This is a genomic window from Croceicoccus sp., from assembly GCF_983967925.1.
In genome coordinates, this window is the sequence record NZ_CFETID010000018.1 from 19,129 (window position 1) to 33,425 (window position 14,297).

At 63.6% G+C, this 14,297-nt stretch carries 14 protein-coding genes; 9 read left to right on the forward strand and 5 right to left on the reverse strand.

Annotated elements, in window-relative coordinates; translation table 11 throughout:
• Positions 1-5: 5 nt before the first annotated feature.
• The 4 genes from ilvC to miaA all read right to left on the reverse strand — a co-directional run bounded on the left by ilvC (position 6) and on the right by miaA (position 4,502).
• Positions 6-1,025: a ketol-acid reductoisomerase gene (gene ilvC, locus AC4FIJ_RS11135; protein ID WP_490336796.1), complete on the reverse strand. Its 1,020-nt coding sequence runs from the start codon at positions 1,023-1,025 to the stop codon at positions 6-8.
• A gap of 108 nt (positions 1,026-1,133) precedes the next feature.
• Positions 1,134-1,649: an acetolactate synthase small subunit gene (gene ilvN, locus AC4FIJ_RS11140; protein ID WP_490336797.1), complete on the reverse strand. Its 516-nt coding sequence runs from the start codon at positions 1,647-1,649 to the stop codon at positions 1,134-1,136.
• Positions 1,649-3,397, reverse strand: coding sequence for a biosynthetic-type acetolactate synthase large subunit (gene ilvB, locus AC4FIJ_RS11145; protein ID WP_490336850.1), 1,749 nt, complete (start codon positions 3,395-3,397; stop codon positions 1,649-1,651). The genes ilvN and ilvB overlap by 1 nt, the downstream gene beginning before the upstream one ends.
• A 151-nt stretch (positions 3,398-3,548) precedes the next feature.
• Positions 3,549-4,502 carry a tRNA (adenosine(37)-N6)-dimethylallyltransferase MiaA gene (miaA, locus tag AC4FIJ_RS11150; protein ID WP_490336798.1) on the reverse strand — a complete coding sequence of 318 codons (954 nt, stop codon included), beginning with the start codon at positions 4,500-4,502 and terminating at the stop codon, positions 3,549-3,551.
• Positions 4,503-4,536: 34 nt separating this feature from the next.
• Between miaA and serB the strand changes: the two genes are divergently transcribed.
• Complete coding sequence (gene serB / locus AC4FIJ_RS11155; RefSeq protein WP_490336799.1) at positions 4,537-5,418, forward strand: phosphoserine phosphatase SerB; 882 nt, start codon at positions 4,537-4,539, stop codon at positions 5,416-5,418.
• 33 nt (positions 5,419-5,451) lie between these two features.
• Here serB and purL read toward each other — a convergent pair whose 3' ends face one another.
• On the reverse strand, positions 5,452-7,671 hold the full coding sequence (purL, locus tag AC4FIJ_RS11160) for a phosphoribosylformylglycinamidine synthase subunit PurL (protein ID WP_490336800.1): 2,220 nt from the start codon (positions 7,669-7,671) through the stop codon (positions 5,452-5,454).
• Between the two features lie 139 nt (positions 7,672-7,810).
• Here purL and AC4FIJ_RS11165 point away from each other — a divergent pair, with 139 nt between their 5' ends.
• The 8 genes from AC4FIJ_RS11165 (at position 7,811) to AC4FIJ_RS11200 (ending at position 14,285) form a co-directional block, all read left to right on the forward strand.
• On the forward strand, positions 7,811-8,065 hold the full coding sequence (locus AC4FIJ_RS11165; protein ID WP_490336801.1) for an exodeoxyribonuclease VII small subunit: 255 nt from the start codon (positions 7,811-7,813) through the stop codon (positions 8,063-8,065).
• A 5-nt stretch (positions 8,066-8,070) separates the two neighbouring features.
• On the forward strand, positions 8,071-8,976 hold the full coding sequence (locus AC4FIJ_RS11170) for a polyprenyl synthetase family protein (protein WP_490336802.1): 906 nt from the start codon (positions 8,071-8,073) through the stop codon (positions 8,974-8,976).
• A gap of 52 nt (positions 8,977-9,028) precedes the next feature.
• Positions 9,029-9,550 carry a pantetheine-phosphate adenylyltransferase gene (gene coaD / locus AC4FIJ_RS11175; protein ID WP_490336803.1) on the forward strand — a complete coding sequence of 174 codons (522 nt, stop codon included), beginning with the start codon at positions 9,029-9,031 and terminating at the stop codon, positions 9,548-9,550.
• Positions 9,551-9,641: 91 nt separating this feature from the next.
• Positions 9,642-10,394: a peptidylprolyl isomerase gene (locus AC4FIJ_RS11180; RefSeq protein ID WP_490336804.1), complete on the forward strand. Its 753-nt coding sequence runs from the start codon at positions 9,642-9,644 to the stop codon at positions 10,392-10,394.
• Positions 10,395-10,438: 44 nt separating this feature from the next.
• Entirely contained in the window at positions 10,439-11,506 is a 1,068-nt protein-coding gene (gene queA, locus AC4FIJ_RS11185; protein WP_490336805.1) for a tRNA preQ1(34) S-adenosylmethionine ribosyltransferase-isomerase QueA, read from the forward strand.
• A gap of 46 nt (positions 11,507-11,552) precedes the next feature.
• The gene (locus tag AC4FIJ_RS11190) at positions 11,553-12,512 is read left to right on the forward strand and encodes an ABC transporter ATP-binding protein (RefSeq protein ID WP_490336806.1); all 960 of its coding nucleotides are present in this window, start codon (positions 11,553-11,555) and stop codon (positions 12,510-12,512) included.
• On the forward strand, positions 12,509-13,276 hold the full coding sequence (locus AC4FIJ_RS11195; RefSeq protein WP_490336807.1) for an ABC transporter permease: 768 nt from the start codon (positions 12,509-12,511) through the stop codon (positions 13,274-13,276). The genes AC4FIJ_RS11190 and AC4FIJ_RS11195 overlap by 4 nt, the downstream gene beginning before the upstream one ends.
• Positions 13,277-13,295: 19 nt before the next feature.
• Entirely contained in the window at positions 13,296-14,285 is a 990-nt protein-coding gene (locus AC4FIJ_RS11200) for a DUF481 domain-containing protein (protein ID WP_490336808.1), read from the forward strand.
• Positions 14,286-14,297 lie beyond the last annotated feature (12 nt).

Genomic DNA, 14,297 nt, shown 5'->3' on the forward strand with positions numbered 1-14,297 from the left:
AAGGATCAGTTCTTTTCCTTGTCGACCAGCTTGTTCGCGCCGATCCACGGCATCATGGCGCGCAGCTTTGCGCCGGTCTGCTCGATCGGGTGCGCTTCGGCGGCCTTGCGGCTTGCCTTGAGTTCGGGCTGACCCGCACGATTGTCGAGCACGAAGTCCTTCACGAACCGGCCCGACTGGATGTCGGCCAGAACGCGCTTCATCTCGGCCTTGGTCTCGTCGGTGATGATGCGCGGCCCGGTCTTGATGTCGCCGTATTCGGCAGTGTTCGAGATCGAGTAGCGCATGTTGGCGATGCCGCCTTCATACAGCAGGTCGACGATCAGCTTCGTCTCGTGCAGACACTCGAAATAGGCCATTTCGGGGGCATAGCCCGCCTCGACCAGCGTTTCGAAGCCGGCCTGGATCAGATGGGTGACGCCGCCGCAAAGCACGGCCTGCTCGCCGAACAGATCGGTTTCGCATTCTTCCTTGAAGTTCGTTTCGATGATGCCCGAACGGCCGCCGCCCACGCCGCTGGCATAGGCGAGCGCCACATCATGCGCATTGCCGGTCGCGTCCTGATGGATCGCGATCAGGCAGGGCACGCCGCCGCCGCGCTGATATTCGCTGCGCACCGTGTGGCCGGGGCCCTTGGGTGCGATCATGATGACGTCGATGTCCTTGGGCGGCTCGATCAGGCCGAAATGGACGTTCAGGCCATGCGCGAAGGCGAGGGCGGAACCCGGCTTCATCCGGCCCGCGATATCGTCGTTGTAGATCGCCGCCTGATGCTCGTCGGGCGCAAGGATCATCAGTATGTCGGCCCATTCGGCGGCCTCGGAATTGGTCATCACCTTGAAGCCAGCGCCCTCAGCCTTCTTGCGCGTGGCCGAGCCTTCGCGGAGCGCGATCGCGACGTCGTTCACCCCGCTGTCGCGCAGGTTCTGCGCGTGGGCGTGGCCCTGGCTGCCATAGCCGACGATGGCGATCTTCTTGTCGGTGACCAGATTGATGTCGCAATCGGCGTCGTAATAAACCTTCACTTCATGTTCCCCTACAGCCCGGCGTATTCACGCAGGGCGATTATACGGGCTGCCGCCTCACTTCAACGCATGAGGGGGCAGCAAACGAATGGATGTATTGCCTGGCGTTCAGGCGCTGTCCGGACCGCGCATCATGCCGACGATCCCGGTGCGACCGACCTCGACCAGCCCCAGCTCGCGCATCAGCGCGATGAAGCTGTCGATCTTCTCGGGCGCGCCGGTGATCTCGAAGATGAAGCTCTGCGTGGTCGAATCCACGACCTTGGCGCGATAGACATCGGCCAGCCGCAGCGCCTCGACCCGGTTGTCGCCGCGGCCCGATACCTTGACCAGCGCAAGCTCGCGTTCGACATGCGGACCCTGTTCGGTCAGGTCCACCACCTTGTGCACCGGGACCAGCCGGTCCAGCTGCGCGTGGATCTGGTCGATCACCTGCGGCGGGCCATGCGTCACGATGGTGATGCGCGACACGCGGTGGTTCTCGGTAATGTCGGCGACGGTCAGGCTGTCGATGTTGTAACCGCGCGCGGTGAACAGCCCAGCGATCTTGGCAAGAATGCCCGGATCGTTGTCGACGGTGACGGCCAGGACGTGGCGTTCCTGTTCCCTGTGCTGGATATGCATCAGACCGACGCCTTCGCTTCTGCGCTGACGGTGATGGCGGCGGGCGCCTCGTCACCATAGAGCATCATGTCGGTGTGCGATGCGCCCGAACGGAACATCGGCAGGCAATTGGCCAGCTTGGCCACGCGGCAGTCGACGATCACCGGACCGTCATGATCCAGCATGGCCTGAATGCCCGCATCCAGATCGGCGGGATCCTCGATCACGATGCCCTTCCAGCCATAAGCCTCCGCCAGCTTCACGAAATCGGGAAGCGCGTCGGAATAGCTGTTCGAATAGCGGGATTCATAGGTCAGTTCCTGCCACTGGCGGACCATGCCCATGAATTCGTTGTTGAGGATGAACACCTTGACCGGGAGGCGGTACTGGCTCGCCGTGCCCAGTTCCTGGATGTTCATCTGGATCGATGCTTCGCCCGCGATGTCGATCACCAGCGCATCGGGATTGCCGATCTGCGCGCCGATGGCGGCAGGAAGGCCATAGCCCATCGTGCCCAGACCGCCGCTGGTCAGCCATTTATTGGGCCCGAAAAAGCCGAAATGCTGGGCCGCCCACATCTGGTGCTGGCCAACCTCGGTGCTGATGATCGGATCGTGCTCGCGGGTGAGCGCGAACAGACGCTCGATCGCGTACTGCGGCATGATCTCCTGCTCGGACTTGGGATAGGCGAGCGACTGGCGCGCCTTCCAGCCCGTGATCCGCGCCTTCCATTCGGTCAGTTCGTTCGCCTCGTGCCCCGCCGCCTTCCAGCGCGCGATCATCTGGCGCATCACCTCTCCGACGTCGCCGATGATCGGCAGGTCGACGGCGACGGTCTTGTTGATCGACGAGCGGTCGATATCGACATGGATCTTGCGCGCGTCGGGAGCGAAGTCCTCGATCCGGCCGGTGACGCGGTCGTCGAAACGCGCGCCGAGGCACAGGATCAAATCTGCGCGGTTCATCGCGTGGTTCGCTTCCCACGTGCCATGCATGCCCAGCATGCCCAGCCAGTCGTCATGATCGGCGGGGAAGGCACCCAGACCCATCAGCGTCGAGGTGACGGGCGCACCGCACAAGGCCTGCAGTTCGCGCAGCAGTGCGCTGGCTTCGGGCCCCGAATTGATGATGCCGCCGCCCGTATAGAGAACCGGCGCTTCGGCCGCTGCCAGCAGGTCCATGGCCTGCGCAATGGCTTCCGCGTCGCCGGAGAAGGGCGGGTTGTAGCGGCTTGGCATCTGGTGCGGCTTGCCGTCGACGCTGGCGACCTGCACGTCCTTGGGAATGTCGATGACCACCGGACCGGGCCGACCGCTGGTGGCGATGCGAAACGCCTCGTCGATCGTGGCGGCAAGATCGGCAGGGTCCTTCACCAGATAGTTGTGCTTGGTGCAGTGGCGCGTGATGCCGACGGTATCGGCCTCTTGAAAGGCGTCGGTCCCGATCATCGCGGTGGCGACCTGTCCGGTCAGCACGACCAGCGGAATCGAATCGAGAAAGGCGTCGGCGATGCCGGTGACCGCATTGGTCGCACCCGGACCGCTGGTGACGAGCACCACGCCGGGCTTGCCGGTCGATCTTGCATAACCCTCGGCAGCATGGGCCGCGCCCGCTTCGTGCCGCACGAGGATGTGACGGATGCGATCATCGTTGAAGAGGGCGTCATAGATCGGAAGCACCGCGCCGCCGGGATAGCCGAAGACGACTTCGACCCCCTGCTCGACCAGCTTGTCGATCAATATCTCTGCGCCGCTGCGCTCGCTCACAATACGCTCCATCATCCTGATTGGCGGGTCGTCCCGACCTGTGGTCCAGACTTGCCCAAAACGAAAGCCCCGATAGAGACGGGCCCGAGCGTGTTGGTCGCCGGGCCCGTACAGGTCTTCCTAACTTGCGGGGCGGGTTAGGAGACATAAACATTCATGTCAACCCAAAATAATGTAATAAAGTTGCTTTGTTTGCCGAGGAAAGGTAATCATCGGCATTCGCGCGCTTCCAATCATGCGGAGGCTGGTGGCGAAACCAGGTATATTGCCTTTTCGCATAGCGCCGCGTGGCGAGCGCGCCCTGTTCCGCGCACTCCTCAGGCGAGATGTCGCCGCGAAGCATTGCCGCAATCTCGCGCACCCCGATGGCCCGCATGACGGGCAGGTCGGGTGACAGCCCGCGCGCCAGCAAAGCTTCGACCTCGGCGGCGGCTCCGCGTTCGAGCATCAGGGCGAAACGGCGGTCGCATCGTTCGTAAAGCCATTCCCGATTGGGCAGCAAAACCAGCGCCTGCAAGTCGATCCGATCACCGATCCCGCCTTCCAGCCGCTGCTGCCAATGGCTGAGCGGCTGTCCGGTCGACCTGACGACCTCCAAAGCGCGCGCGACGCGCGTCGTGTCGGTCGGTGAAAGCCGGGCGGCGGCCACAGGATCCTCGCGGCTCAGCGATGCATGCGCGTCGGCCACGGGTAAATCGCGGACCTGCGCGCGGACCGCTGGATCGATCTGCGGCACCGGCGCGATGCCGTCGATCAATGTCCGTAAGTAAAGCCCCGTACCGCCGACCAGTATCGGCAATCGGCCGTTATCGTGCGCTGCATCGATCTCCATGCGCGCCGCCGCTGCCCATTCCGCCGCCGAACACGCCGCCGCACCGTCCCAGGTGCCGAACAACCGGTGCGGGACGCCTTGCATCTCATCCTCGGCAGGGCGGGCGGACAATATCTTCAAATCGGCATAGACCTGCGCGCTGTCGGCGTTGATCACCACTGCCGGCTGCCCGCGCTCGGCCGCTGCCAGCGCAAGCCGGACGGCGAGATCGCTCTTGCCGCTGGCGGTCGGCCCTGCGATGAGCGCCACCCCTGGTTTATCCGCGACGCGGCGCATTCCCGCCTGACTCGCTTTTTCGGAGACTTGTCCCGTGCTCATCGCCCGGCTGATAGCAGACCACGCCACGCTTGAAAGCGCGCTCGACACAGCCAGTGCCGCGCTGGCGGACAAGGGTTGGCCCGTGGCGGAGGCGACCATGCTCGATTTCTGCGGCGACGTGTTGCAGATCTCGATGGCGGGCGGGGATGCGGCGCAGGTCCGCGCGATCCTGTCCGATGCCTTTGCGCCGTCCGACCTGCTGCTGTCGGCAGGACCGATCGTGGTCCCGCACCTGCTTGTGTCCGATATGGATTCGACCATGATCGGGCAGGAATGCATCGACGAGCTGGCCGATTTCGCGGGGCTGAAAGACCGCATCGCCGCGATCACCGAACGCGCCATGCAGGGCGAACTCGATTTCGAAAGCGCGCTGAAGGAAAGGGTCGGCCTGCTCAAGGACCTACCCGAAACCGCCATCCAGCAATGCCTTGCCGATCGCATCCGCCCGATGCCCGGCGCGCACACGCTGGTCGAAACGCTGAACGCGCGCGGCTGCCACACGGTGCTGGTGACGGGCGGGTTCCATTCCTTCGCCGACCCCGTTGCCGAAATGCTGGGCTTCCGGCGCGTCGTCGGCAATGTGCTGGGCGTTACCGATGGGCGGCTGACCGGCGATCTCGCCGCGGCCATCGTCGACAGCGGGGTGAAGAAGAAGACGCTGGAACAGGAAATGGAGCGCTTGGGGAAGGGCGACCATAGCCTTGCCATGGGCGACGGCGCCAATGACATCCCGATGATTCAGGCCGCCGATTACGGCATCGCCTATTACGCCAAGCCCAAGGCGCGCGCAGCCGCCGATGGCTGGATCGAACGCGGCGATCTGACCAGCGTGCTGAAGCTGTTCGACATTCCCGAGGCTGACTGGGTCAAGTGACCGCTGGCGGGGAACGGCTCCCCGCCGGAGGCGTCAGCCTTCCATCCATTCCTCGAAAAAGGCGCGGTGTGCGGCCTTGATTTCGGCCAGCGACACCATGCTTTCGCCATAGACGGAGCGGAAGATGATCCGTTCGCCGCCGGTTTCGCCCAGAGCCACAGCCGCGAGTCCTGCTGCTTCGGCGGCCTCCAGAATGGGTTCGGCTTCGGCGGCGGTGACGACATAGCGCGCCTGATCCTCGCCGAACCAGAATGCCGCGAGCGAGGCGCGATCTTCCGGCATGGCGACCGCGCAGCCGATGCCGCCCGCCAACGCCATTTCCGCCAGCGCCACGGCAAGCCCGCCGTCAGAACAGTCGTGCACCGCCGTAACCGCGCCGTCCGCGATCAGCTGGCGCACTGTCTCGCCCGCCTTGCGTTCCAGATCCAGCATCACGGGCGGGGGCGTGCCTTCCTCGCGGCCCGCAATCTCGCGCAGCCATAGCGACTGGCCCAGATGGCCGCTTTCGCCGCCGATCACCACGATCTGCTCGCCCGCCGCCTTGAAGGCAGACGTCGCCATGATGCCGTAATCCTGCATCAGCCCGACGCCGCCGATGGCGGGGGTGGGCAGGATGGCACTGCCGCCGCCGGTCGCCTTGCTTTCGTTGTAAAGCGACACATTGCCAGACACGATCGGGAAATCGAGCGCGCGGCACGCTTCGCCCATGCCTTCGAGGCAGCCGACGAACTGGGCCATGATCTCGGGCCGCTGCGGATTGGCAAAGTTGAGGCAATTGGTAACGGCAAGCGGCAGCGCGCCCACCGCGCAGATATTGCGCCATGCCTCGGCAATCGCCTGCCGCCCGCCTTCCTGCGGATCGGCATAGCAATAGCGCGGCGTGCAATCGGTGCTGATCGCCAGCGCCTTGCGCGTTCCATGCACGCGCACCACCGCCGCGTCTCCGCCGGTCTGCAGCGTGTCGGCGCCGACCTGCGAATCGTATTGCTCCGCGATCCACGCGCGCGAGGCGAGATCGGGCGATCCGATCAGGCGCTTGAGGTCGCCCGCGACGTCATCGGTGCCGGGCGTGTCGGACAGCGGGGAGATACCCGCCCATTCGGCATATTCCTCGCGCCCGATATAGGGCCGGTCGTACAGCGGCGCGTCCGCGGCGAGGGGACCCAGCGGAATGTCGCACACCACATCACCGCCGAATTCCAGCACCATGTGCCGCGTGTCGGTGACTTCGCCGATCACCGCGAAATCCAGCTCCCACTTTTTGAAGATCGCCTCGGCCATGGCTTCCTTGCCGGGCTTGAGCACCATCAGCATGCGTTCCTGCGATTCCGACAGCATCATCTCGTAAGGCGTCATGCCTTCCTCGCGGCACGGCACCTTGTCCATGTCGAGCCTGATGCCCGCCTTGCCATTGGTCGCCATCTCGACCGAGGACGAGGTGAGGCCCGCCGCGCCCATGTCCTGGATCGCGACGATGGCATCGGTCGCCATGAGTTCAAGGCAGGCCTCGATCAACAGTTTCTCCGTGAACGGATCGCCGACCTGCACGGTGGGGCGTTTCGCTTCCGCGTCCTCGCCGAAATCGGCGCTGGCCATAGTCGCGCCATGGATACCGTCGCGCCCGGTCTTCGACCCGACATAGACGATCGGATTGCCCACGCCCGTCGCGGCGGAATAGAAGATGCGGTCGCTGTCCGCGACGCCCACCGTCATCGCATTGACGAGGATGTTGCCGTCATAGGCCTTGTGGAAATTGGTTTCGCCGCCGACGGTCGGCACGCCGACGCAATTGCCGTATCCGCCGATGCCCGCGACAACGCCCTGCACAAGATGCTTCATCTTCGGATGATCGGGCCGCCCGAAACGCAGCGCGTTCATGTTCGCGACGGGACGCGCGCCCATGGTGAACACGTCGCGCAGGATACCGCCAACCCCCGTCGCCGCGCCCTGATAGGGCTCGATATACGAAGGGTGGTTGTGACTCTCCATCTTGAAGATGCAGGCCTGGCCGTCGCCGATGTCGATCACGCCCGCGTTCTCGCCGGGACCGCAGATCACCCACTCCGCCTCGGTCGGCAGCTTCTTCAGGTGCAGGCGGCTGGACTTGTAGCTGCAATGCTCGGACCACATGACCGAGAAGATGCCCAGTTCCACCAGATTGGGCTCTCGCCCAAGGGCGTGCAGGACACGTTCGTATTCCTCGGTGGACAGGCCGTGGGCGGCAACGACATCGGGGGTGATTGCATCGGTCATGGCGCGCGCCTTACCTAGGCGCGCGGGCGGGCGCTAGCCCGTTTTATCCGCAAAATGCACGCCATCCACCGCCTGCGGCGTGGACAGTCTGCCCCTGCATGGCTTGACCCGGTCACGGCCACGTTCCAAACACGCTGCGATGAGCGACGCAGCACCCGATATTTCGCAGATGAGTTACGAACAGGCCCTTTCCGCGCTGGAGGATGTCGTCCGCCGGCTTGAGGGAGGAGACGCCGCGCTCGACGAATCGATTGCGCTCTACGAACGGGGCGAGGCGCTCAGGAAGCATTGCCAGGCCCGGCTCGACGCCGCGCAGGCCCGGATCGAGGCGATCGTCGCCGACAGCGAAGGGCGCGCGTCGGGCACGCGGCCTTTCGACGAACCGGCGGCCTGATTACGATGGCGGAAACGCTCGTCACCGACGATCTGGGAGAGGCGCTGCGGCAGATCGCCCATGACGTCGACACCTGCTTCGACGCATTGCTTCCGGTGCCGCAGGACGCGCGGGCGCGGCTGATCGAGGCGATGCGCTATGCCGCAATCGGCGGCGGCAAGCGGATGCGTCCGCTGCTGTGCGTGACAACGGCGGGCATGCTGGCCGTGGACCGCGAAACGGCGGTGCGCGTCGGCTGCGCGATCGAGGCAATTCATGTCTATTCGCTGATCCACGACGATCTGCCCTGCATGGACGATGACGCCCTGCGCCACGGCAAGCCAACACTCCATCGCCAGTTCGACGAAGCGACCGCGGTCCTCGCCGGCGATTCGCTCCACGCGCTGGCGTTCGAGGTACTGAGCGAAGCCGAGCGTATTCCCGATCCGTTCGTTCGCGCCGAACTGGTATCCTGCCTTGCGCGAGTCAGCGGCGCCGACGGCATGGCAGGCGGCCAGATGATGGATATCGTGGCCGAGGAAAGCGAGTTCGACCTGCCGACCGTCACGCGCCTGCAGCAGCTCAAGACCGGTGCATTGCTGGCGGCGAGTGTCGAAATGGGCGCCATTCTCGGTCATTTACCTGCCGAAGGACGGCGCGCGCTGCGCCATTATGCGCATGATATCGGCCTGGCCTTCCAGATCGCGGACGATCTGCTCGACCACGAAGGGGACGAGGAACTGGCCGGCAAGGCCCTGCGCAAGGATGCCGAGGCGGGCAAGTCCACCTTCGTATCGCTGCTGGGGGCCGACCGCGCGCGCGAACAGGCCAGGATCCTTGTCGAGCAGGCGATCGGCCATCTGTCGTCCTATGGTGCCGAAGCGGACCTGCTTCGGTCGGTCGCGCGATTTGTGGTCGAACGTCAGCGCTGAGCGGACAAAGACGCCAGGACAATACGGCCAGTACAACACGGGGAGCAGGAACGTGAGCGACACAAGAGCACAGGTCGGCATATATCCGGGTACATTCGATCCGATAACCCTGGGCCATTGCGACATCATCCGGCGCGGGGCCAAGCTGGTCGACCGGCTGATCATCGGCGTTACCACTAACCCTTCGAAAAACCCGATGTTCTCGCCCGAAGAGCGCATGGAAATGGTCGAGCGCGAAGTGAAGGCCATGGGGGTCGAGAATGTCGAGGTGGTCGGCTTCAATGCGCTGCTTATGCATTTTGCCGAAAAGCAGGGCGCGCAGATGATCGTGCGGGGCCTGCGCGCGGTCGCCGATTTCGAATATGAGTACCAGATGGCAGGCATGAACCAGCAGCTGAACGACGATATCGAGACGGTCTTCCTGATGGCCGACGTTTCGCTTCAGCCAATCGCGTCCAGGCTGGTCAAGGAAATCGCCCAGTTCGGCGGCGATATCTCGCGTTTCGTCAGCCCTTCGGTAAAGGAGGATGTCGTGGAGCGGGTGGCCCGGCAAGGCTTGAAGGGCGATCGTTGAACCGGCCGCCTTACGAGGTAATACCGCCTTCTATTCATTTCGCTGACAGCCCGTGCAGGCTAAGCGGCTGCACGGTTTGCAAGGATTTCAGATGACTATCGCTATTTCCCGATCGGCCCGCCTGTGGGTCAAGTCAGGCATCGCCGCCATTGTGCTGGCAACCGGCGGCATGGCGCTCGCGCAGGACGAGGCTGACGATGCGGCTGTCACGGAAGAAGCGGTTCAGGCCGATCCGGCCCCCTTCGCCGGAATGGGCACCGCCTATTGGACCGTGAATACCGATGTCTCGGTCGAGCCTGAGAATGTGTGGATGCTCGACCTGTCGAATGGCGGGCGCGTGGCCATTCGGCTCAAGCCGGAATGGGCGCCCGAACATGTCGAGCGGATCAAGACGCTGACGCAGCAGGGTTTCTATGACGGGGTGATCTTCCACCGCGTGATCGACAGTTTCATGGCGCAATCCGGCGATCCCACCGGCACGGGGCGCGGTGGATCGGAACTTCCCGACCTCAAGGCCGAATTCAACCGCGTGCCGCATCTTCGCGGAACCGTTTCGATGGCGCGCATGGGCAATTCGGAAGATTCCGCGAACAGCCAGTTCTTCATCGTGTTCTATCCGACCATGGCGATCGACGGGAAATACACCGTTTTCGGCCGCGTGATCTCGGGCATGGACAAGGTCGACGCCATTACCCGCGGCGAACCGCCCGCGAACCCGACGCGGATCGTTCAGGCATCGCTGGCCAGCCAGAACAAGGCTCCGCCCGCGACATCGGCACCAGCGCCCGGCGCGGAAATCACGGCGGACATGCTGAACAATGCCGCTTCGGGCAGCGACGAGTAACGAGAGCGCTTTCCAATCGCATCGCGCCTGACTAGTGGAGCGCGATGCGAGTAGATGCCTTCGATTTCGATCTTCCGAACGAGCGGATAGCGCTGCGCCCTGCGCGTCCGCGGGATGCGGCGCGCATGCTTGTCGTGGAAGGATCGGACGCAAGGCTGACCGATCGGCAGGTCCGCGATCTTCCCGCGTTGCTGTCGCCCGGCGATGTGCTGGTATTCAACGACACGCGCGTCATTCCGGCCCAGCTCGAGGGTGTCAGGCCGCCCCGCGGGGGCGAGGCGGGCGATGGCGCCTCGATTGGCGCCACCCTGCACAAGCGGATCGACCTGCGCCGCTGGCAAGCCTTCGTGCGCAACGGAAAGCGTCTGCGCGAAGGAGACCGGATCCAGTTCCCGGCCGATGTCATGGCCATTGCGGAAGGCAGGCTGCCGGATGGCAGCTGGACCCTGCATTTCGGCGGCGAAGAGCCGGTCGAGGTCCTGCTCGAACGAGCGGGCCGCATGCCCCTGCCGCCCTATATCGCGGGGAAGCGCGGGACGGACGAGCAAGACCGAACAGACTACCAGACCATGTTCGCAGAACGCGACGGCGCGGTGGCGGCACCGACTGCCGCACTGCATTTCACGCCCGAATTGATCGCCGCGCTCGACCAAAGGGGCATCGCGCGCGAAACGCTGACCCTGCATGTCGGCGCGGGTACATTTCTGCCGGTCAAGGCGGATGACACCGACGACCATGCCATGCACGCCGAATGGGGCCGGATAGACGCGGCGACCGCCGACCGCCTGAACGAAGCGCGAAAGGCCGGGGGAAGGATCGTCGCCGTTGGAACGACGGTGCTGCGTCTATTGGAAAGTGCAGCCGATGAAAACGGCGTAATTCAACCGTTTGAGGGCGATACCTCGATCTTCATCACACCCGGCTACCGGTTCCGCGCCATCGACGCTTTGATGACCAATTTCCACCTGCCCAAATCGACCCTGTTCATGCTGGTCAGTGCCTTGATGGGGCTGGATGTCATGCAATCGGCCTATGCGCACGCGATTGCCGGTGAATATCGTTTCTACAGCTATGGCGACAGTTCGCTGCTGCTGCCCGAACGCGGCGCATAGGGATGGCGGCTTGAAAAGCGCTGGCCTCGCGCCCAAACAGTCTTTCGTGGACACCATACTCGATATTCGCGGCCTGTCGAAAACCTATCCCGGCAGGGGCAACGCGCCGCCGGTAACCGCTCTCGACAATGTAGACCTTCAGATCCGCAAGGGAGAGATTTTCGCTCTTCTGGGCCCCAATGGCGCGGGGAAAACGACACTGATTGGCGCGGTTTGCGGCATGGTGAGGCCTACCGGCGGCAGCGTCAGTGCGTTTGGCCACGACATGGCAAAGGACTGGCGCCGGATGCGCTCGCGCATTGGCCTGGTGCCGCAGGAACTGTCCGTCGACATCTTCGAGAAGGTTCACCGATCGGTGGCCTATTCGCGCGGCCTGTTTGGCAAGCCTGCGGATCCTGCGCGGATCGAGGAAGTCTTGCGGACCCTTTCATTGTGGGACAAGCGCGACTCCCAGCTTCGTGCCCTTTCGGGCGGGATGAAGCGCCGGGTGCTGATCGCCAAGGCACTTGCCCACGATCCCGACCTTTTGTTCCTGGACGAGCCGACCGCCGGAGTTGATGTCGAACTTCGCCGCGACATGTGGCAGACCATCGGACGACTGCGCGAGCAGGGCGTGACGGTCATTCTGACGACCCATTACATCGAGGAGGCCGAAGAGATGGCCGACCGCGTCGGGGTCATCAGCAAGGGCCGTATCCTGCTGGTGGACGATAAGCACGAGATGATGAAGCGCCTAGGCCGGACCGAAGCCAGTTTCACGCTTGCCGCGCCGCTCGATAGCTTGCCCGCGGCCTTGGCGGATTATCCGGTTACGCTTGAAGAGGGCGGCCGCAGCATCGTGTTTCGCGGCGGTGACGGCAGCGGTCTGGGCAAAAAGCAGGTGGCCGAGATCGCCCGAATTCTCGTCAACGGCGGCATAGAATTCGACGGCATCGACCAGCACGAATCGAGCCTTGAGGACATTTTCGTCCGGCTCGTCGACGAAAAGGGCGCGAAAGCGGCATGAGTTTCAATCTGACTAGCGCCTTCACGATCTATCGTGCCGAGCTTCTGCGCTTTCTACGTACAGCGTTTGGATCGCTGGTTTCGCCGGTGCTGACGACATGCCTCTATTTCATCGTCTTTGGCGCGGCCATCGGCGGCCGGATGAACGAGGTCGGGGGCGTCCCTTATGGCGCCTTCATCGTACCGGGCCTGCTGCTGCTCACCATGCTGTCGGAGAGCACGTCGAACGCCAGCTTCGGCATCTATATGCCGCGCTTTACCGGCTCGATCTATGAATTGCTGTCCGCACCCGTCGGTGTGGCCGAAACCCTGTTCGGCTATGTCGGGGCGGCGGTGACGAAATCCCTTATCCTCGCGGCGATCATCCTGCTGACCGCGACGCTGTTCGTCGATTTTCACATCGCCCATCCTGTGGCGGCGTTCTTCTTCATCCTGCTGGTCGCATCGGCCTTTTCGCTTCTGGGCTTCATCCTTGGGCTTTGGGCCGACGGGTTCGAAAAATTGCAGATGGTGCCGCTGCTGCTTCTCACCCCGCTGACCTTTCTGGGCGGGACGTTCTATTCGATCGACATGCTGGCAGAGCCGTGGCGGACAGTCGCTCTCTTCAATCCAATCGTCTATCTCGTCAGCGGCCTGCGCTGGACGTTCTACGGTCAGGCAGACGTGTCGATCGCGGTCGCGACGGGACTGACCCTGCTGTTTCTGACGATCTGCATCGTTATTATCGGTACGATTTTCCAAACAGGCTGGCGGCTTCGAGAGTGATTTGATACCGGCCTGCGTCATGAAATCACGGGCGCTTTTCCTTGCATTGTTGGCATCGTCGGTGGCGGCCCCGGCTTTCGCCCAGGAAGCCATCTATATCGAGCCATATCCGCGCCCGGAAATACCCGAGCCGGAAGCGCCCGGCTTGCCCGATGCGGCACGGGAGATGGTCGAAACCGCCATCGCCACGGGCGATCCGGACAAGGTGAAGACTGTTATAGAAATCGCGCGCCATACCTATCCGGCGGGCGGCACCGAACTCGACGGGCTGGAGGCAAGCTTCAAGGAAAACCGCCAGCGCATCCTCGCCGCCGAGCAGGAGCGCAAGCGCCAGTCGCTCGCGACGGCCGGGCCACTTGAAGGGTGGACCGGCAATGGCGAATTCGGCGCGCTGGCCTCTACCGGCAACAGCCAAGATGTCGGCGTGACCGCCGGTTTCAAGGCCAATCGCGTCGGCCTTACCTGGCGGCACAGGGTCACAGCCCGTTTCGACTTTCAAAGCTCGGACGGCGACACCACGCGAGAGCGTTATATTGCGTCCTACGAGCCCAGCTTCGACCTGTCCTCCAAGGCATTTGTCTTCGGCCTTGCGCAATATGAAAAGGATGAGATCCAGGGCTTCTCGTCACGCTATTCGGCATCGACGGGCATCGGCTATCGCCCCTTCGACCGCGACGGTTTGCGGCTTGAACTCAAGGGCGGGCCGGCTTGGCGGCGAACCGTCCTTGTCGATCCGATGCAGGAGAGCGAGGACGACACCTATCTCGCCGCGCTGGGCGCTGTGGAACTGGAATGGCGCATCGCCGAAAACCTGACGCTGACCGAGAGCGCCAATGCCTTCATGCATTCGGACAATTCGACCTTCGCCGCGCTGACCGGACTGGAAGCCGGCATTGCAGAGCGTCTCAAGGCGCGGCTTTCCTATGGGATCGAGCATGACACCGATCCCCCGGAGAATACCAAGCCGACCGACACGCTTTCGCGCATTTCGCTGATTTACGACTTTTAGGCGGGCTCCGGT

Excerpts from the sequence above, each read along its gene's own strand:
- ilvN (WP_490336797.1), bottom strand. The coding sequence starts at position 1,649 with ATGCATATCCAGCACAGGGAACAGGAACGCCACGTCCTGGCCGTCACC.
- miaA (WP_490336798.1), bottom strand. The coding sequence starts at position 4,502 with ATGCGCCGCGTCGCGGATAAACCAGGGGTGGCGCTCATCGCAGGGCCG.
- purL (WP_490336800.1), bottom strand. The coding sequence starts at position 7,671 with ATGACCGATGCAATCACCCCCGATGTCGTTGCCGCCCACGGCCTGTCC.
- AC4FIJ_RS11165 (WP_490336801.1), top strand. The coding sequence starts at position 7,811 with ATGAGCGACGCAGCACCCGATATTTCGCAGATGAGTTACGAACAGGCC.
- AC4FIJ_RS11170 (WP_490336802.1), top strand. The coding sequence starts at position 8,071 with ATGGCGGAAACGCTCGTCACCGACGATCTGGGAGAGGCGCTGCGGCAG.
- AC4FIJ_RS11180 (WP_490336804.1), top strand. The coding sequence starts at position 9,642 with ATGACTATCGCTATTTCCCGATCGGCCCGCCTGTGGGTCAAGTCAGGC.
- queA (WP_490336805.1), top strand. The coding sequence starts at position 10,439 with ATGCGAGTAGATGCCTTCGATTTCGATCTTCCGAACGAGCGGATAGCG.
- AC4FIJ_RS11195 (WP_490336807.1), top strand. The coding sequence starts at position 12,509 with ATGAGTTTCAATCTGACTAGCGCCTTCACGATCTATCGTGCCGAGCTT.
- AC4FIJ_RS11200 (WP_490336808.1), top strand. The coding sequence starts at position 13,296 with ATGAAATCACGGGCGCTTTTCCTTGCATTGTTGGCATCGTCGGTGGCG.